This window comes from Candidatus Omnitrophota bacterium (genome assembly GCA_018830005.1).
Classification (GTDB): Bacteria; Omnitrophota; Gorgyraeia; order JAHJTE01; family JAHJTE01; genus JAHJTE01.
Genome location: JAHJTE010000001.1, coordinates 411,970 through 430,640, shown reverse-complemented (window position 1 = coordinate 430,640; position 18,671 = coordinate 411,970). Strand labels below are relative to the sequence as shown.

General features: G+C 37.2%; 21 protein-coding genes. 2 read left to right on the top strand and 19 right to left on the bottom strand.

Annotated features, from left to right (window positions below):
* Positions 1-247: 247 nt before the first annotated feature.
* From KJ593_02275 to KJ593_02235, 9 genes are all read right to left on the bottom strand, one after another.
* Positions 248-1,657, bottom strand: a complete 1,410-nt coding sequence (locus KJ593_02275) for a sigma-54 dependent transcriptional regulator (protein MBU2540703.1) — start codon at positions 1,655-1,657, stop codon at positions 248-250.
* Position 1,658: 1 nt separating this feature from the next.
* Positions 1,659-2,285, bottom strand: coding sequence for a response regulator (locus KJ593_02270; GenBank protein MBU2540702.1), 627 nt, complete (start codon positions 2,283-2,285; stop codon positions 1,659-1,661).
* A 26-nt stretch (positions 2,286-2,311) separates the two neighbouring features.
* Entirely contained in the window at positions 2,312-3,553 is a 1,242-nt protein-coding gene (locus KJ593_02265) for a PAS domain S-box protein (GenBank protein ID MBU2540701.1), read from the bottom strand.
* 30 nt (positions 3,554-3,583) lie between these two features.
* Positions 3,584-3,796 (bottom strand): hypothetical protein, encoded by a 213-nt coding sequence (locus tag KJ593_02260; GenBank protein MBU2540700.1) that lies wholly within the window; start codon positions 3,794-3,796, stop codon positions 3,584-3,586.
* Between the two features lie 59 nt (positions 3,797-3,855).
* On the bottom strand, positions 3,856-4,668 hold the full coding sequence (locus KJ593_02255) for an IclR family transcriptional regulator (GenBank protein MBU2540699.1): 813 nt from the start codon (positions 4,666-4,668) through the stop codon (positions 3,856-3,858).
* Between the two features lie 55 nt (positions 4,669-4,723).
* A complete protein-coding gene (locus KJ593_02250; protein MBU2540698.1) occupies positions 4,724-5,077 on the bottom strand; it encodes a PilZ domain-containing protein in 354 nt (117 codons plus the stop codon).
* 110 nt (positions 5,078-5,187) lie between these two features.
* Positions 5,188-5,481: a PilZ domain-containing protein gene (locus KJ593_02245; GenBank protein ID MBU2540697.1), complete on the bottom strand. Its 294-nt coding sequence runs from the start codon at positions 5,479-5,481 to the stop codon at positions 5,188-5,190.
* A 171-nt stretch (positions 5,482-5,652) separates the two neighbouring features.
* Complete coding sequence (locus KJ593_02240; GenBank protein MBU2540696.1) at positions 5,653-7,491, bottom strand: PAS domain S-box protein; 1,839 nt, start codon at positions 7,489-7,491, stop codon at positions 5,653-5,655.
* Positions 7,492-7,597: 106 nt separating this feature from the next.
* On the bottom strand, positions 7,598-8,143 hold the full coding sequence (locus KJ593_02235) for an XRE family transcriptional regulator (protein MBU2540695.1): 546 nt from the start codon (positions 8,141-8,143) through the stop codon (positions 7,598-7,600).
* Between the two features lie 294 nt (positions 8,144-8,437).
* On the opposite strand from KJ593_02235, the gene rpoN reads away from it, so the two are divergent.
* Positions 8,438-9,781, top strand: a complete 1,344-nt coding sequence (gene rpoN, locus KJ593_02230) for an RNA polymerase factor sigma-54 (protein MBU2540694.1) — start codon at positions 8,438-8,440, stop codon at positions 9,779-9,781.
* Between the two features lie 10 nt (positions 9,782-9,791).
* Here the strand turns inward: rpoN and KJ593_02225 are convergent, their stop codons facing one another.
* From KJ593_02225 to KJ593_02205, 5 genes are all read right to left on the bottom strand, one after another.
* Positions 9,792-10,187 (bottom strand): FxsA family protein, encoded by a 396-nt coding sequence (locus tag KJ593_02225; GenBank protein ID MBU2540693.1) that lies wholly within the window; start codon positions 10,185-10,187, stop codon positions 9,792-9,794.
* A gap of 329 nt (positions 10,188-10,516) precedes the next feature.
* Positions 10,517-11,290, bottom strand: a complete 774-nt coding sequence (gene surE / locus KJ593_02220; GenBank protein MBU2540692.1) for a 5'/3'-nucleotidase SurE — start codon at positions 11,288-11,290, stop codon at positions 10,517-10,519.
* Entirely contained in the window at positions 11,274-11,876 is a 603-nt protein-coding gene (locus tag KJ593_02215) for an HD domain-containing protein (protein ID MBU2540691.1), read from the bottom strand. Before KJ593_02215 ends, surE begins: the two co-directional genes overlap by 17 nt.
* A gap of 7 nt (positions 11,877-11,883) precedes the next feature.
* Entirely contained in the window at positions 11,884-12,411 is a 528-nt protein-coding gene (locus KJ593_02210; GenBank protein MBU2540690.1) for a hypothetical protein, read from the bottom strand.
* A 147-nt stretch (positions 12,412-12,558) separates the two neighbouring features.
* Positions 12,559-13,587 (bottom strand): hypothetical protein, encoded by a 1,029-nt coding sequence (locus tag KJ593_02205; GenBank protein ID MBU2540689.1) that lies wholly within the window; start codon positions 13,585-13,587, stop codon positions 12,559-12,561.
* A gap of 88 nt (positions 13,588-13,675) precedes the next feature.
* Between KJ593_02205 and KJ593_02200 the strand changes: the two genes are divergently transcribed.
* On the top strand, positions 13,676-13,897 hold the full coding sequence (locus KJ593_02200) for a helix-turn-helix transcriptional regulator (protein MBU2540688.1): 222 nt from the start codon (positions 13,676-13,678) through the stop codon (positions 13,895-13,897).
* 32 nt (positions 13,898-13,929) lie between these two features.
* Here the strand turns inward: KJ593_02200 and terL are convergent, their stop codons facing one another.
* The 5 genes from terL to KJ593_02175 form a co-directional block, all read right to left on the bottom strand.
* On the bottom strand, positions 13,930-15,489 hold the full coding sequence (gene terL / locus KJ593_02195; GenBank protein ID MBU2540687.1) for a phage terminase large subunit: 1,560 nt from the start codon (positions 15,487-15,489) through the stop codon (positions 13,930-13,932).
* Positions 15,470-16,162 carry a hypothetical protein gene (locus tag KJ593_02190; GenBank protein ID MBU2540686.1) on the bottom strand — a complete coding sequence of 231 codons (693 nt, stop codon included), beginning with the start codon at positions 16,160-16,162 and terminating at the stop codon, positions 15,470-15,472. The genes terL and KJ593_02190 overlap by 20 nt, the downstream gene beginning before the upstream one ends.
* Before the next feature lies 1 nt (position 16,163).
* The gene (locus tag KJ593_02185) at positions 16,164-17,426 is read right to left on the bottom strand and encodes a ParB N-terminal domain-containing protein (protein ID MBU2540685.1); all 1,263 of its coding nucleotides are present in this window, start codon (positions 17,424-17,426) and stop codon (positions 16,164-16,166) included.
* Between the two features lie 215 nt (positions 17,427-17,641).
* A complete protein-coding gene (locus KJ593_02180) occupies positions 17,642-17,917 on the bottom strand; it encodes a thermonuclease family protein (protein ID MBU2540684.1) in 276 nt (91 codons plus the stop codon).
* On the bottom strand, positions 17,899-18,582 hold the full coding sequence (locus KJ593_02175; protein ID MBU2540683.1) for a PD-(D/E)XK nuclease family protein: 684 nt from the start codon (positions 18,580-18,582) through the stop codon (positions 17,899-17,901). Before KJ593_02175 ends, KJ593_02180 begins: the two co-directional genes overlap by 19 nt.
* Between the last annotated feature and the right edge of the window lie 89 nt (positions 18,583-18,671).

The window sequence follows — 18,671 nt, the reverse complement described above, 5'->3', positions numbered from 1 at the left end:
TTAAGGAGTTTTTGGTAGGAAAAAGCTATATATATGCAAAATTTAAAGATTGTAAGGTTGGCTATACAATATTGTAGAATTTACTCTACAATCCATAGATATTCACCCCGTTACAAAGAAAGTTCCCTCCGAAAGGTAGAGGGGGAGAAAAGTAGATGAGTTTAGGATAAGCTCGAAGTTCCTTCCAAACTTTCTAACGGGGTTCACGGATTATTAACAAAACGCAGGCTATTAAGATAACGGGGAGTTATTTTTTACTCACCACTTCTCCATCCAGTTGGAACTCTCTTATCTTCGAATAGAGGCTCATACGATCTATCTTAAGAATTTTGGCAGCCTTGGTTTTATTGCCACCGGCTTCAACCAATGCTTGCTTAATTGCTTCCTGCTCTATCCGTTTTGTCGCATTTTTAGTTATCTTACGAAGTGATGAGCCTTCCTCTAGATCTCGCTTAAGATTAAATACGCTTAAACCTTCATTTTTAGGTATGCTGACATCATTTAGGGAAATATGTGCAGGACCGATATTAGTATCATCGCATAAAAGCACAGCTTTTCTAACGGTATTCTTTAACTCTCTTACATTTCCTGGCCAATGGTAATCGAAAAGAAACCTCATGGCTTCGCTAGATATTCCTTCTATTTTTTTATTGAGGTCGCAATTAGCCTCATTCAGGAAAAACTTAGCCAATACAGGAATATCATCTTTTCTTTCGCAAAGCAAAGGAAGGCTGATTTGAAATTCATTTATTCTGTGAAAAAGGTCATCTCTTAATTCGCCTGTCCTTACAGCTTCAGAAAGATTAATGTTTGTGGCAACAATAATTCTTACATCTACTTTTATATCCTTTTTCCCTCCTAAGCGCTGCAATTTTCTTTCTTGAATTACACGCAGGAGTTTTGCCTGGGAAGAGTTAGGTAAATTAGTAATCTCATCCAAAAATAAGGTCCCTCCATTTACCTGCTCAAATTTACCTTCCTTCCTATCATCTGCTCCAGTAAAAGCCCCTTTTTCATAACCGAATAATTCACTCTCAACCAATGTCTCTGGAATTGCACCACAGTCTATGGCAATAAAGATCTTATCTTTTCGTAAGCTATTTCGATGAATCATATTAGCAATGAGTTCCTTACCTGTACCACTCTCACCCTGCAAGATAACCGTCATATTTGTAGGGGCAATAATCTCAACCTGTTTTAAAACCTGTTTTATCTGGGGACTTTCTCCCATTACTTCTTTTATATCTGTCTTCTCACCGAGTCTTTTTCTTAAACTCTCTACTTCCTTGCTCAAATGTTGGGTTTGCAAAGCTCTTTTAATTATTAGAATTAGTTCTTCGTTATCAAAAGGTTTAGTAATATAATCGTACGCCCCTAACTTCATTGCTCTTACTGCATCTTTTACATCTGCATAGGCAGTAAGCATAATTATGATTAAATCCTTATCAATTTTTTTGGCCTTCTCTAAAATCTCCATCCCGCCCATTTCAGGAAGTCTGATATCCAGTAAAACTAAATTAGGGGAATTTCTCTCAATTGCTTTAAGAGCTCCTTTCCCATCTTCTGCAGCAAATACATTGTAACCTTCATCCTTTAAAATAGTTGAAAGGTTAAAACATAAGTCCTTATTATCATCTATAACTAGAATGGTTTCCATGCTAATGCTTTCTTCCCCCATTTAATTGTCTTATACTCCTTAATACCTCTCTCTCAGTAAATGGCTTATCAATAAAACTATGGGCTCCTCTTTCTTTTGCCTCTTCTTTACTTTCTTCAGACCCATAGGCAGAGATTATATCTACTGCTGTCTTGGGATGGATTTTTTTAATTCGGGATAAAAGTTTTATTCCATTGGCATCAGGCAATTTTAAATCTAAAAGAACCAAGTCCGGCGCTTTTTTTCTAATAGAATTTATTGCCTCTTTTTTTGTATTGGCAACCGCTACATTAAAATCTCTCTGGCTTAAGGCATCTTGTAAAAGAGAGCACATATCCTGTTCATCATCTACTATCAAAATATTCTTTATCTGCCCATTATAAGCTGAGGGTTGGGTTGTCTGCTTTTTTCTTTTTAGTTTTTTTAACTGGCGTTTTTCCCATTTTTCAAAAAATGGTATAAGCTCATCGAGTTCCTCGGGCCTGCGCCAACCTGAAAGTCCACTTCGCCAAACCAGAACCTCTCCTTGCTTTATCTTACCTTCAGAAATCCAGCTCTGTAAGCGAGAAGTATAAATTGCTCTGTATATATCTATTCCTTTTCTAATATCATATTTTATCTCAGCCACAAGCTTCCCTTTTCTATTTTTTCATGTTAAGTACGGGTATATTCTCTCTGTGTGTGTGTCGAGTTCTCCTTAACTGGCAAAGAGACTGTGAAGATAGTTCCCTGACGTGGCTTACTATTTACCTCTATACTGCCACCGTGACTAACAATAATCCCATAGCATAAAGTTAATCCTAAGCCAACTCCAGTAGACTTGGAACTAAAGAAAGGGTCAAATATCTTGATAATATCCTTTTCAGGAATGCCTCGACCTGTATCTTGAATCTTTACTACAAAAAGGTCTTCATTAAATTCTGTAATAATAGTCGATTTACCTCCCTTAGGCATAGCTTCAATAGCATTCAAGATTAGGTTTGAGAAGACACGTTCGATTTGTTCCTTGTCTACTTTTATTTTGGTTGGCCTAAAGGTAAATTTTTTGACTATTTTTATCTTTTGTGAACTAATCTTAGGCATTAGCGTACTTAAGACTCTTTTTAACAGTTTATGTATATTGCAAGGCTGTATATTAAGTTTTGGTGGTCGAGCACAATTTAAGAGTTCCGTAATTAAGTAATTAATCCTTTCTACATTTCTTTCAATAATCTCAATATGTTTATTTCTAAGGTGTTTTGGCTTAATAACTCGCTTTATTTGTTGAGCAGACATAGTCACATTAGTCAAAGGGTTTCTTATCTCGTGAGCAATACTGGCAGCTATCCGGCCAGTATAGGCGAGTTTGTCAGAACGAACCAACTCATCTCTACTTTCTTGTAGTTCTGAATAAGCATTCCTTAACTCTTCCGCCCTTTTCTTCTCCGCCTCTACAATTTTTGCGTGTGCCTGCTCTGTCTTTTTGCGCTCAGTGATGTCACGGATAATGCCAACTAGACCAACAATATTTCCTTGCTCATCAAACTGTGGAAGTTTTATAGTGTGAAACCAGCATTCTTTTCGCTTTGTGTCAATGACGCGTTTAGTAACTTCTCTTGGTTTGCCTGTCTTAAAAACAAATTGGTCGCCTTTAATGTTTTTCTTAGCCTCTTTTTTATCTGGTAGGATTTCATAATCATCTTTTCCAATAACTTGCTCTTGAAACAGTCCCAAAATCTCTAAGAATTTATTGTTAATAAGGATATATTGGCTTTCGGTGTTTTTAAAAAAGATGGCCCCATGCTTAGATTCTGCCATAAATTGGTGTTGTTTAAGATTTTCTTTTGCCTCTCTATTCTCAGTAATATTACTCTTGTCAGATTCAATATTATTATTCAACAATTTAACTTCTTCCATTACCTATTTAACCCTCTTTATTGCAGAAAGTTATATCAACATTGCGATTTTTTTACTTAATATATATTCCTTGGTATTTTTAGCTTTTGTTAAATATCCTCTTTTTTCTAAAGCCGATAAAATGTATTTTATTTTATTCTCTGAAACCTTAGTTCTTATATATAGGTCCTTAATCGATAAAGATGGCCCATATTTTAAATAACACTCTAATACCAGTAATGTTAATTCTGCTTCACTTTTCACTTTCTAACCTTGATAATTCTTATATGCGGAATGATTTTCCACATTACAATTTAAAAAAATTACACGATGCCCTTTGCCTTAAATTCTAAACTTAACTTTGCAGTTGTCTGCAATAAAAGCTCTCCCCATTGTTTAATGTTTCTATTGGTAAATCTAAATGCTGGGCCTACAATCATGATTCCTCCTGCAAATTTATTCTCTGCATCACATAAACCTGAAGCCATTGCAGAAAGCCCAATTGAAAATTCATTCTGACTTACGGTATATCCTTTCTTGCGAAATCGCTCAAGATGCTTCTTCAAACCAAGTAAAGAAGTAAGTGTATATTCAGTAAATCTTATTAAGCCATTTTTGGACAATGCAGTTTTTAGCTGCTTATCGTTTAATGTAAGAAGATATGCCTTGCCGCAAGGACAAACATATATTGGGAAACGTTGAAAAAGAATTGGCCTTGCTATCACAGCTTTGTCAGCTATCTCTTCTGCTAAAATCAAGGTTCTATCTTTTGCCGGGGTAATAACGCCAAAGGCAATATTTTCTCCTATTTTTTCACAAAGTTCTCTTAAGTAAGGCCTAACATATTTTACCGGTTCTATCATATGAATAACTGACTTCGCTAGCTGAAAAACCATATGCCCAAGTGCATATTTTCCGGTCTCAGGATCCTGGACAGCAAAGCCTTTTTTTTCTAAGGTAGACAAAATGCGGTGGGCAGTACTCCTTCCAATTTTTATAATATCAGCTAACTCTGTGATTCCAATTGAGCGGCTTTTACTTAAAAATTCCAAGACATCAAGCGTCCTTTCAACTGATTTAAGAAAACTCGTTCTATGATTACCTTCTTCTATTTTTCTTCTACCCCTTTTCTTCACCACAAATCCTTTATTATCCTGTTAACGTGCTAAAAATAAAAATGCCCAGATATCGTTAATTTATACCTGGGCTAAAACTGTGTATCTTTTTTAAAAATTTCAATTCCACTCTGTATCTATTGTTGGCAAATTCATCACTATAGCCAATCTTCTTTACGTTAACCACCTTAGCTTGGGCACAAATAGAGACAATTATATCTTTTTTATCACCTCTTGGCTTGTATATTTCGCACTCTAAAATAACCCCCGGCGTTATCGGCTCAGGAGTTTTAAAGCTTAATCCATTAACACTTATATTATTGATAATTGACTCTTTTAATTCTTCATTATTGCTGTTTTGTAGTCTATAAAATATAAAACCACTATTTTTATCAAAGCCGGATTTCTTAATTATTTTAGAATTTGACATCAAACAGTCTTCTGTTATTTACATATCTTAAAAAATAAAGTAATACTTAATTTATTTTAAGTAATACTTAAAAAACATAGCAAAAAAATTAGCCTTGCTTTTTTAAGCTATCATTTATATAGAAAAGCAAGACTGTCTTGATGCTTTTCATTCATCTTTGTAATTTTTACGCCAATAAAATTCTCATTATTCTCTCGGGCCTGCTTGATCCAGTCTGCTTGAGCCTCTGCCGGGATAGCAAAAGAGGTATCTTTATTATAATTTAGAGGCTGATATATTTCAAGTCTTAATTTTCTGCCATTTGGTATAAAATTAAAGCTCCTAAACATTAGCCCACTTTGGCTTATATCTTGAGTAATTGCCTCAAATGTTTTGTCATTACCCTTAAACTGAAAAAGAGACAAAAATATTATCTTTTATGCGTGGGAATCTTCTGTGTTCTTTAATTTTTTCTGTGATAGAGCTACTCACAACCGACCCTTTCTATATTTTAATCCTTATTCGATGTTGCCTTAAAGCGTTTTTCTCAGTTTTCTCTGCGTTTTTGCGCTCGATGACGTCTTTTCTAATTACAACTAAGATACTTCCTTACTCTGAATAAATTTAACCAGTTCCTTATCAGAGTTTTTAAGAAGCTTGCGATACCTATCTTCTGACTTTAGCAGTGTCTCCTCTGTCCATTTGCATTCTACCATCATGCCAATTATATGTCCTAATTCCTCAAGAAAGTTTATATTGTCAGCCGAGAAAAGATTTCGTCTTTTATCGGTGATGTGTAATAGCCCTAAATTATCGCCACTTGATTTAATTGGTATTAATGCAACAGATTCATAGCCATATTGATTACATACATTGCGGGTAGTGGCCCCTCTTTCCTTTTCATTTGTAGATGCTAAAAGATCGCTTGTGCTATTAGTCCAGAAACTGCCGTTCTTAGTAAAGAATGGTTTATCTTGATTGAACTTAGCATTAATGACAATCCCGCACATACAGGCTAAAACAAGTTTACCTCTGGAATCCCTTAAGCAATTTCCCTTTTCATCATAAATACAAAGATAATTTTCCGACTTTATAAATTCCTCAGGGAAACCATTATTAATAAAATAAGGATAATCCTCATCCTTTTTTAGTCTTAGGGCAACTACTTCGCAATCCAAATATTCTTTTATTAAAGAGATTGCTCTTTCATGCATGTTTTTTAGTGAGCCGTGTTGATGGAAGATTTTTAAAATTTCAAACCTTAGTACTTGCTTCTTCTCCACCTTCTTGCGTTCGGTGATATCTCTGACAACACCCATCATTCCTATTTCCTTTCCTTTTTCATCCCGTATTATTGAAAGTGATAACAGAGCTGGGAATATCTCTTTGTTTTTCTTTTGTTGTAAAACTTCTCCATGCCAGTTACCTGTTTTCATCAAATTTAACAGTGTTTCTTTAAACATCTCTGGCTTTGGATTAAAAATAGAAACATGCTTTCCTATAAGCTCTCCTCTCTTGTATCCATACGTCTCTTCCTTGGCGGGATTAACGTAAGAGATAATGCCTTTCATATCAGTTATTGCTATTGCATCAATAGCTCCTACAACGGCGTCAGAGAACAATCTAATTTTTTCCTCTGCCTTCTTGCGCTCAAGGGCATTTCCAATAATCTCCGAAGAAATACGCAGTAGAGCCAAATCCTCATTATTCCATTCTCCAGTTCTCACAACGTTGTCAAAACCTATAAACCCAGCAAGCTTTCCTGCGATACTTAATGGTAATACCAGAAGCGATTTGATATCCTGTCCTTCCAGTATTTCCTTTTCAGCTTTTGCCTCGGAAGGCAATTTTGAAACATCTTTTATATGGATAACTTCTCCATTACGAAGTTTCTTCATCCACCATAGAACCATATCTGAAGGAAGATTTTGGAGGTTATCTATCTGAGGACTCACACCCTCAGCACACCACTCATGGGTGTTGTCCATCGTTGTCAGTCCGTCTTCTTTAAAAAGAAAAAGATAACTGCGGTTGGCTCCGCTTAATCTACCAATATCAGCAAGTGAAGCATTAATGACCTCGTCAATATTAGAAACACTGATAAATCGGGAAGAAATAGATGAAATAGTTTTTTCAAATTCTAATTTGTGTTTGATGCTCTCCTCCGCTTCTTTTCTCCTGGCGATTTCCTTTAAAGTATCAGTTGCAGGAAGGGCATAACCTTCGTCTAAAAGACCCTTAACTCTCCCAAGAGTATCTATATCTTGTTGGGTATAGCGCTTAAAGTCTCGAGTACCTAATTTTTGGTAGGTGGGCTTAATTATACCTTTAAGCTCCCAATAAGAAAGCTGCCGATAGGTTATATTAACTGCCTTTAATACCTCTGAGCTGATAAATAATCGCTCATTAGGTAAATCTTTTATGTTTGCTCCCATCTAACTCCTTATATTGCAAGGTATTATCTCATTATATCTTACTTATGACATTCAACATCAATGTATAACATATGTCAAAAAAATAGGCCTTTTTTGTTAAAAAGACCTATTTGCTCTTAACCCATAGAAGGGTCGCTTCTTTACTGCCAGCATTTATTATTTTCTGAGGTCTATTTTGACCCTTGCAATAGAAGCTATCCCCTTTATTTAAAACAAACTTCTCTTTATCAAAGACGAGCTCTACATTTCCTCCCATCACCATTATGAATACATCACCTTCTTCAAGAAGTAATTGTTTTTTGAGCTCGCCGCCTTTCTGTAGCCTAATAATTAGCGGCTTCATCGTTACGCCTAAAAGATCAGAGACTAATGTCTCGTATGAAGATTTTGTCTCTTTGTCTATTACTTTTGGCGCCTTATTCTTTCTAATAAAGGTAAATTCTTTCAGCTCCTCTTCAAAGAATTGTCCAGCACTTACACCTAAAGCCTGAGCAATCTTTCTTAAAGAATCCACAGATGGTGATGCAATACCTCTTTCAACCTGCGAGATGAAGCTCGTGGTTAGTTTTGTTATATTAGCTAATTCCTGAAGAGTAGTTCTTTTGGAATTTCTTATACTTCTTATCTTAAGTCCTATTTTTATATCCAACATAGCTTTTCGCCCTATCTTACAGAGAAATTATTTTGCCACATCTGGTCACTTTTGTCAAATAAAATTTAGCGTGGTACTTACTACAATATTTTGTTAAACACAATTTTGTTAAACCTCTTCTGACCATATTTTCAAATTAATTCTTTTTAAAATTCTTTAATTAATTTATCCCGTTAGAAAATATTACCCTTTCTAAAGTGGTTTATAAAAAGAAAATATCTAACGAGACTTGCCAAATTAAGAATTTTGAGTATAATACAGATTACCACTAAATCATTAATTAAAAAGAAAGATATGCCTCTACAACTAAAACCCATCAATAAATTAACCTATAAATTGAGACTTACTCCTCAGATGAGGCTGTCTATAAACCTGTTGCAGTTACCTCTGGTCAAACTACAGGAATTTGTAAAACAGCAGGCCGAAGAAAATCCTTTATTGGATTTAGAAAGTGCGGATTCATTTTCCAAGTCTAAAGAAAAATTTCAAGATAATGAGGAAGAAAAGAAAAATTATTTAGAAAGCCTTATAACTAGACCTACCACACTTGCTGATCATCTCTTAAGACAACTTCGGTTACTCACTGATGCTAAGCTCGATCAGAAAATCGGAGAGTTAATCATAGGAAATATAGATGCTGACGGGTATCTGCGGTGTTCTTTAGAAGACATAGCTGAATCTGCGAATACAATTACCTCTTCCGCTGAAGGCGGCTCCTTGACGAGCACCATTGGCAAAAGAATCGAAAAAGTATTATTTTTGATACAAACCTTTGACCCTATTGGCGTAGGCTCAAGAAACTTAAGAGAATGTCTTTTAATACAAATAAAAGCCAAGGGCCAAGAAAACTCACTAGCAGGACAAATCGCAGATAAGTATCTACCTTTCCTAGAGAAGAAAAGATATAAGTATATTGCCAAAAAACTCAAAATTTCGGTTGAAAAAATCAAAGAGGCTATGAAAGAAATAGCCGCCTTAGACCCCAAACCCGGGCGTGCTTTCAACAACGAAAAAACCAATTATCTTAAACCGGATGCAGTTGTAAGAAAAAGTAAAGATGGATATGAGGTCATAATGAATGATTGGGAATTGCCTCACATTACCCTTAACGATAAATATAAACAGATGATAAAGCGAAAAGATACCCCTCAAGACGCCAAAGAATATTTAAAAGAAAGGCTTAAAGCAGCTAGGGTTTTAATTAATGCAGTTCATAAACGCAAGGAGACGGTTCAAAAGGTGATAGAAGACGTAGTTTATGCTCAGAAGGATTTTTTTGATAAGGGCGCAGCTAATTTTAAACCCATGACTCTAGAGCAAATTGCCAAAAGGATTGGAAAACATAAATCCACAGTAAGCAGAGCCATCGCTAACAAGTATCTTCAGACGGCATACGGCATCTTTGAGGTGCGAAATTTTCTAAATTCTGGAGTTAAGCAAGAGAATGGCGTGTTTTTCTCATCCAAGACAATAAAATCAAAAATAAAAGACCTGATAGAAAACGAAAATAAAGAGAAGCCTTTAGCCGATCAAAAAATCTCCAAAGACCTCAAACAAGAAGGAATTTCAGTCTCCCGCCGTACCATAGTCAAGTATCGAAAACAATTAAAAATTTTACCTTCCAAATCTAGAAGATAAATTAAAGAGATCAATTACGATAAATCCTAATAACCCTTCCCTGGCTAATAATATCCTTAATTTTGCGTTTAAGCCATTGTTTAAACAAATTTCGCGTGAATGGAATCAACCCCAGAAAGCCAGTCAGATCAGTTATAAGCCCAGGGGTTAAAAGTAATATTCCACTACATAAAATCAAAACACCATCAAACAATTTATCTGCCGGCATCCTACCCTGATTTACCTCTTCTTGTATCCTGCGCAGAGTAAGAAGCCCTTGCAGTTTTGCCAAATACGCCCCAACCACTCCTGTAATAATAACAATTAAAAGTGTATAACCAACGCCAAGGTATTGGCCAACCTTAATCAAAAGCGCCAGCTCTACAATTGGAACTACGGTAAATAATAAAATTAAATATCCTAACATAATATTGATCCCTTGCTTAAAGCTTAAAAAATTATCCGTATTTAACTCATTCTATTATAGTTTTCTTGTTGCAAAAATCAAGATAAAATGTGTTCTTCCGAGATACCAGTAAGAGGTATTTCCTCTCGGACCGGGCAGAAATATTTCACAAGGGGATGACCTCTTTAGACGCAGCTTTTATGAAATTTGAGAGGTGACTCCCATGAGGAGGGGCAGTAATATCCCACAAGGGGACGACCTCTCCGTACACAGCTATTGGTAAATTTGAGAGGTGACTCCCATGAGGAGGCCCAGAAATATAGCGCGGCAGAAAAACTCTCTGTATACAGCTAAAACTTCCAGTTCTTAAGTTCTTTTAGGAAATCGTAATTGGTCATATCGCAATGAATGGGGGTAATGGAAATGTAGTTACTGCGGATGGTTTCGATATCAGCATCCTCTTTTTTATCTGATTTAATAACCTCGCCTGTAAGCCAATAATAGATACGCTTACGAGGATCTTCCCTCTTATCAAAACGCTCTTCGATCGCCTTTTCACTCTGCTTGACGATTCGAACACCCTTAATGTATTTCTGGTTTACGGCCGGTATATTGACATTTAAAAGCGTGCCTTTAGGCAAACCCTTATTCTGAATGATCTGTTTAGCGAGTTTTTTGGCAAATTTAGCGGCAAAACTGTAATTAGGATTAGTAAAAGTGGCAAGGGAAATTGCAAAGGACGGTATCCCTAGAATCGCTCCTTCTGTTGCCCCTGAAACTGTCCCCGAATAAAGCACGCTATAGCCTACATTTGGCCCTAGATTAATCCCCGAAACAATCAAATCCGGTTTTTTCTTTAATAAGGCCCTAATTGCAAGCTTTACGCAATCAGCAGGAGTGCCGGTGGTAGCATAGCCCAAGAACTTACCGCCTCTGTTGACTTTTTTAACTCTTAAAGGATCGGAAAGCGTAATCGCATGCCCTACAGCGCTTCTTTCTGCATCGGGGGCAACAATAGTAACTCTTCCTATTGTTTTAAGCGATTCGTAAAGAGCTCGAATTCCTTCAGAATAAATGCCGTCATCATTAGTTAAAAGTATATTGATTTTAGTCCTTTTTGTCATAGTAATTTGTATCCTCCTGAATACTATACCTTTCTTCGTATACATGAGCAGTCCAACAATCGGCAAAATGCACCAATAGAGTCAAAGGCGTTTCGCGGTGCGCTACTTCTTTATTGGCTTCGACATACTGTCCGTCATGATACAAAATAGCCTGGGCTTCTGAATCGGATAAAGGAATATATTTTGCAATTAAGTACAGGCTGCGCGCCGCCAAGTTCATATATACTTCTTTGGGATTGACTTTATAAGTCTTATCTCTATTCTTTACTTCCCATTCATTGTCATTCTTTAAGTATCTTGGCTTACCAGGCATACCAATTTTACCGACATCGTGAAATAACCCTACAATAACACAGGATTCTTCAGATAACTGAGGAGCGAGAGTTTCACGTAATTTTAGAAGTGTTTCAGTAACGCCCACGCTATGCTCCAAAAGCCCGCCTTCTTTATTTAAATGAAACCTTGTGCTTGCAGGGCTGGTGAGCCAACTAGTTTCCTTTTCAAGCATATTGATAAAAGTTTCAAATTCTTCTCTACGCTTAACTACTTTTTTCTTTAAATCTTCATATCGCTCTCTAATAGTCATTTTTCTCCTATCGTTTTAAAAATCCCGAGATGCAATCTACTAATCTTTTCTCATCGAATTTTTCTTTATTCCCATAAAATATTTCGTATTGGCTAATACTGCTTTCCTTGAAAGAAATTATATTTTGGATAGACTTTTTGATCTGCTCCCATTGCTTTGTTTTCGCTGTCTTATCTATTTTCAACTTCAATGTGTCTAATATCTGGATAAACAAGACCGAATCTGCCATTCTAACAAGGCTGTTATTTTCAGATTCATGAATGAAATATTTCGATAAGGCCGAGGTAAGGAATTTACCACAGATCTGCGTGGGCTTAATATTAGCCTCTTCAATTTCTATAATAACCTTAATCTTATTATCAACGGTTATCAAGAGGTCGACATTGCAATATTCTGTTTCTCTTGAGCGCTTTTCTGAACAAAATAACGGTATATGCTGATCGCCACCACAGGCAGGGTCTTTTATTATTTTGCAATCTGGAAAGACTGTATTATTGATTAAATCCCCAATTTTCTTATGAAAAGGATGTTTCATATCTTTTCTCCTTAACCCCTATAAAACAAAAAACCTTTGCCTTTTTTCCGGGCAAAGGTTTTACTTTTTTAATGTCCAGGTTCCCCCTTCAACTCAGGACCCTACTTTCTAAAACCATTATTAATATATACCCTTTATAAATCTTTGTCAACGTTTTCCTTGTGGTTTTCCTTGTGGTTTCGATAGCTTAGCAAACTGGCTAAATTGAAGCGGCACACGATCGTTTATAAAGTAAAGCTCGATTTCCTGGTATCGGTCCTGGAGATTGCATGCTTTAGCGAATTTTTCATGGAATTCTGGAAACTTCTCAGGGCCGTTGATTAAAATAAGCCTGGTTCTTCGGCGCACGTCAATGGCATGCTCCGGAAAAAGCATTGCTAAACCCCTTTTATGATCCTCAACCCAATTACAGTAATCAAGCCCTTGGAAGATTACGCTTTGTAGGCGTGCGTTTAATAATTTCTCGTATTTAAGCTCTATAACCGTAAGCCACTTGCGTTTACGTTCAAGGGCAAGAATATCGATTACCTCAGACTTTTTTGTCCCCTCACCTGCAGGCACTTCGCAATCAAGAACATCGTAGCTATAACTTCCTAATTTCCCGCCGTTTTTAAGATACACCATTACTGCTGCCTGAAAATCCATTACTTCATTCTTTATCTTCAGAGTTTTAGTAAGGCTACCTTCGAAATGCTCCTTTAAGCGCCTAAAGCGCTCTTGAAGAGACTCAAAACGGTAAACATTAATAAACTGTATCAAACGGATATCCGGAACAGCTATTTTAAGCAGGCGGATTTTTCTTAAAAATACCTCATCAAAGGAATGCCCCAATATTAGAAGCGGTACGGCGTTGTTACCAGCAGATATCTTATTCCAATACTCAAATACCAAAGGCAATAGCTCTGTTTGCAGGGGTGTAGGTAAATCCCTTAAGTCTGTGCCTGAGCCACCATAACCTACTATCGTAGCAGGTAATTGTTTGTTTTTAACGTGGATAGAGCCCTTATAAAAGGCAAGATGGTTAGAGTAGTTTGGAGATTCTATTGTAACGCCAATATTATTCTTTAAATATTCGATTATATAGTTAACGAATTCGTAGCGCTCAAGGGTTTTAACGTCAAAACGGAGTCTTTTCGAAGCCCCTGACTCCACATCAGCATTAATTTCCTTATTCATTCTATCCTTATTGTCCTCGTCTATTATTATTCCATTTTGGCATATTCCAATACGTAATATACCATATTGTTGAAGGAAGTCAAATCATATGGACAAAACTATTTATTCAGAAGGTCACAAGGCGCTAGTAAACAAATTGATAAAAGCTCGCAAAGAAAGAGGCCTTAGGCAGGAAGATGTTGCGAAATTGCTAGGCAGGACGCAATCTTATGTTTCAAAAATAGAGGCTGGTCAACGCAGAGTAGACATTATTCAATTGAAAGAATTCGCAAAAATTTACAAAAAGAGTATCGATTTCTTCGTTAAATAATACACTCCTCCCCGTTTATAGATATTCCACCTCTATAGTATAGCCACTTGGACTTGCCCCGGCTCTTCCGCCAATCTTACGCACATTTCCAAAGCATCGGGAGCATCATCATGTTTGGCATGAGGAAAAAATTGCATTTGTTCCAATAAGATTTTGTGTTCCTCATTCAAATGTAGAGATCTGTTCTTAAGAAGTGGCGCTAAGGTATGTATTCTTTTATATTTGTCACCTGTATTCTTGATTCTTTCCACAGGCAAATAAATTCCTTCTTTTCTAGCCTGCTCTTCAAGTAATTTTACCCCTAGCTCTTGAAAACCATTTGCCTCTACACCAACCATAGAAAAGCTAAACCTCCTGGCGTAAGCCAATATATCTGCTATAGTTTTATCCATATCTCTACGCTCAATGTCGGCTATTATTACATACAAAACGCCATCTCTTCTGTCGCGCGCAATCACAATAATAGCGCTATAGTCTCCCCTTGTAACGTCAAGTCCTGTGCATGGATCGCAGGCGAGATAGAAATCAACGTTGTCTGCTACATAATGAAGAAACTCCTCAAGCGATTTAAAATGTCTATTCCAATATTCGGCTAAATCTATCCTGAGTAATGCTGTTTTTATGTCAATTGGCTCATTCTGAAATTCAGCGCTAAAGCTAACCTGATCATCATCCCTCATATTCATTATGTCAAAAGTCTTCCACCTGGCAGGCCAAAGAAGCTCCACCCCTTCATCCATAAGAGCTTTTTGACTCATATAATAATCGCGAGCCGCATCCAACCCCCTTTTCCCTTTGAAATCGTCCCGGCTATTCTTTATATTGAAACACTTGCTCCAGAGTTCGGGATGCTTCGGTTCGCTGATTATTGCCTTATATTTCTTGACGTGCCATATAGGCGGCTTAATATATGCTGCAAAAAAACAGCACGGGTGATGCACTGTCCCTATAAATAAGAAATTCGTATGTTCATCGCCAGCTTTGAGTATGCTTTTATTGAACCAATCGTTCATCTTCTCGGCACTTTCCGCAGAATAAATTTTATTTGCGCTTTCAATATCATCCAGAATAATTAAACTCGGACGGTATTTGCCGTACTTTCTACCGGTTATCCGCTGCTGCGTTCCCAAGGCAAGTATTTTTATCCCGTTTCTGGTTTCAATCTGGTCCTGCGTCCAACGAGGCGGTCTAGGCCTGCCGCGATGCTCAAAAATCTCCGGAAAATCAATCATGAGGAGCTCGTTTTCGGCTAATTCTTTTTTAATATTTTCGAGAAGATGATCTGCCTGGCTGGAGGTCTCGGAAATAACAATGATGAACCTCTCTTTTTTAAAACAAATACAGTAAACTACATATATAAGAGTTGCTAGAGTTGACTTACCGAACCATCTTGGCGCTGCAATAGCAATTTTTTCACCTCTCTTGTTGGTAGCATTAAGCAACAGCTCGAAGTTCTCCAAATGCGCGAGTGATAAAGGGTAGCTTAAATGATGCAACATATAGGTCTTGGCAAAAGAAAATACTGATTTTTCTGCCTGTATCCTTCTTAATTCGGAAATTGCGTTTCTAGCTTTATTTAGTGTCGGATTCATTTTGCTCTCCTAAATTATTATCCTGTTTTTTATTTAAGTTATCTACTTCCGATTCCAACTCTGCTTTTTCGATTTTTGCTCTGATTTGACGTATCTTTTCCTGAGTCTCGGTATCAAGTGTTCCGGTTTCTTTAGCCGTCGTCTCAATAGTATCCAAGGATTTCTTTAGTTCCAAAAGACCCTTTTCCCCATCTATGTCTTCGCAATAATGGAAGATTTCTCCCTCGACCCGTTGGGCAACCAATGGTAAGTATCCCAATGTCTGGAGCTTTTCCATAAGTTCCCTACGGACTCTCCAAGCACAAAATTCTGCCTGTACTCTTTCACCAAGGGAACCTTCGCCGCTCCTGGCAAAACGCATAAGCTGAGACGTGTGAACTTGTGCCTTTACGATAAATCCTCCTATTATCTCTTTTGCTAACTCAAGACTTGGGCCGAGAGAGTTTTTCTTTCTTATTTCCGCGAGGTCGCGTTGAATTGTTTTTTCGCAGCAGCACATAAGTTGCGCTATCTGGGCAATGGTAAATCCTTCCTGCAGAGTAAGAACACTTACACATGCCTGGCGTTCTTCTTTACTTAACATCTTGGGGCTAATTTCACCTGATTTTATTTTCTGAAGCAATGTAATTGACGAAATTCCTTCTCTATCGGATTTTGGATTTTTATTTTCCATTTTAAACCTCCTCGCAGTATTTATTCAATATTTCCGAAGAAACTTTACTTTTACCAACAAAATTTATGTACCTTTTTACTATCACGTCGCAATATTTAGGATCGAGCTCCATCGCAAAACACCTGCGGCTAAGAGATTCGGCAGCTATCAAAACCGAACCCGATCCCAGAAAAACATCCAACACTACGTCATTGAGGCGCGTAGAATTTTTTATTGCTTTCTGGGCTAAACTTACTGGTTTCTGGCAAGGGTGTTCGTAAAGTTTCGTGGAGTCGCGTTTAATTTCCCACAAATTTGATGCTCCAGGTTTTCCCGCAAAATAATGACTTTCTCCTTTGAGCCAACCATAGACAGCCTGTTCCGTCTGAAACGAATAATCCGCATAAGAAATGGGTGCGGACTGTTTTTTCCAGCAGATAAGACATGAAACATGAAAATCGAGATCTATCAAAATCTGATAAAGTGGTCCGAGCTGACGATGGGCTTGCCACTGGTAAAAAACTCCACCTGGTTTAAGGTTTAGTTTTATATTCGTGAGAACCTTGCGCATAAAAACTTCATATTCAGACTGAGGAAGATTATCCGAATAAATCTTGCTCCATCGGCGGGATTTTTTAGGTCGGGTATCAACACGAGGACAGTTTCCTCCCATGTAATTAACATTGTATGGCCAATCGATATCCAGCAAATCAACCCTCGTATCGCCGAGAAGCATACACATATCTTCTTCACTTGTCGCATCACCACACATTAGTCGATGATGCATGCCCAATGAAATGACATCGCCTTTTTTTGTAACCGGCTCTTTAGTTGATTCGAGCGCAGCATCAAAGTCAAAAGTATCATCCTGTAGCGGTAGATGATTATCTAAAATATTTGATAAATCAGGTACAGTGAAACCAATTGACTCAAAATCAAAATCAGGAAGTTGTCCAAAGTCCCGAAGAATGTCGGCTAATTTAGGATAATCCCACAGTCCATAAATTCCGTTTAACGCAATCATCAGCTCTTTTTCGCGTTGAGGGTCTAAATCAACAAAAACAACGTTAACTTCTTTTACGCCCTCGGTAAGCAATACGCTGTATCGTTGATTACCTCCAAGTATATAATTCGTCCGCGAGCTACAAACAAGAGGCAGCACAAGCCCAAATTTTTTCAGGCTCTTTTTGATTTGCCTATATTCTGAATGCTGGGACGTGAGAGGAACACGTGGATTGTCTGGATGGGGTTTAACTTGAGAGATAGGAATTTTACGGATTTCCATAGGAATCCTCCTTTTTGGTAGGGGAAATTGTTATTTAACAATTTTCCGGAGGATTCCCTTTTGTACTCCCCTTAAAATACAAAAGACCTGGCTCCATAAGTTACGCGCTTTTTAGCGCTTTTGGTTCCAGGCCTATTAAGACCTATATTTTCAGCAATCTATTTTTGCTATCTATAAAAATTATATACTAAAATCATAGAAGAATCAAGGAAAATCTACTTGCCTCTGTTTGTATATCCTTTGTTTCTCATCGCCTGGTTTACTGACTTACCAGCTATTTTAACTTTTGCGACATCTCTACCATATGATTTTCCAACTGTATCATAACTAATAGTCTTGTTTCCAATCATATCCTGTAGTTCATTTCTTGCCTTTGCGCCACCCTTGGCTCCCATTTCAGGCGCTTTTACATTTGCAAGGCGGATTGCTTTTCCTCCCCTAATTTTAAAAGTATCCCCATCAGAAACCTTTGTTACTTTTCCTTTAGACATAAATATCCTCCGTTTTTGATAAATTGACAATAAATGCAGTTTTCGCTTGCTACCGGTATATCATTATCTATGGCCTTACGGGCATTAATAATTGCGCTTTCTACCCAAGAGCGATCACCTTCCTGTGGCTCGATAAATAAATCAAAAGAAAGCTTACCTTCTTTAAAGCCGCCATCCTTATTTACCTTGGCAAAGAGAAAATAACCTGTCTTTGAAACTTTGTAGCCGTTCTGCTGAAGCAACCATTGGTAAATTTCCAACTGTCGCTTGTAGCTGTCATAAATTTTGTATTCTTTTGCACCAGTGGCTTTATAATCAACCACTATTAATTCTTCTTGAGAATTTATCCAGACATCATCAACTGCGCCAAAAACCAAGAAATCTGTTGGCTTATGCTGAAACTGAATGCCAGTGAAGTTATGTCGCCAGGCATTGATTTCTTTACATTTATAAGGGATGGCGTCTATATTATATTTCTTTATAAGGTAATGGGCAGTACCGTTTTCACGATGGACATCAAATTCTTGCTTTAAAAGAGCATCTATAGCAGAGTTTATTGTATAAGGAAATGATGGTGGGCGCTTTATTTTCTTATTGATATTCAACCAGAAGCAACGTGGGCAGTCGAGAAATAACTCTAACTTTGAACGTGATAGCTTAATCATTTATTTAATATCTCCTCACTTATCTGCCGGCTATATAATCGCGACCAGGCTTAAATAAATTAGGTATGTGTCACCGGAATTTCCCCGGA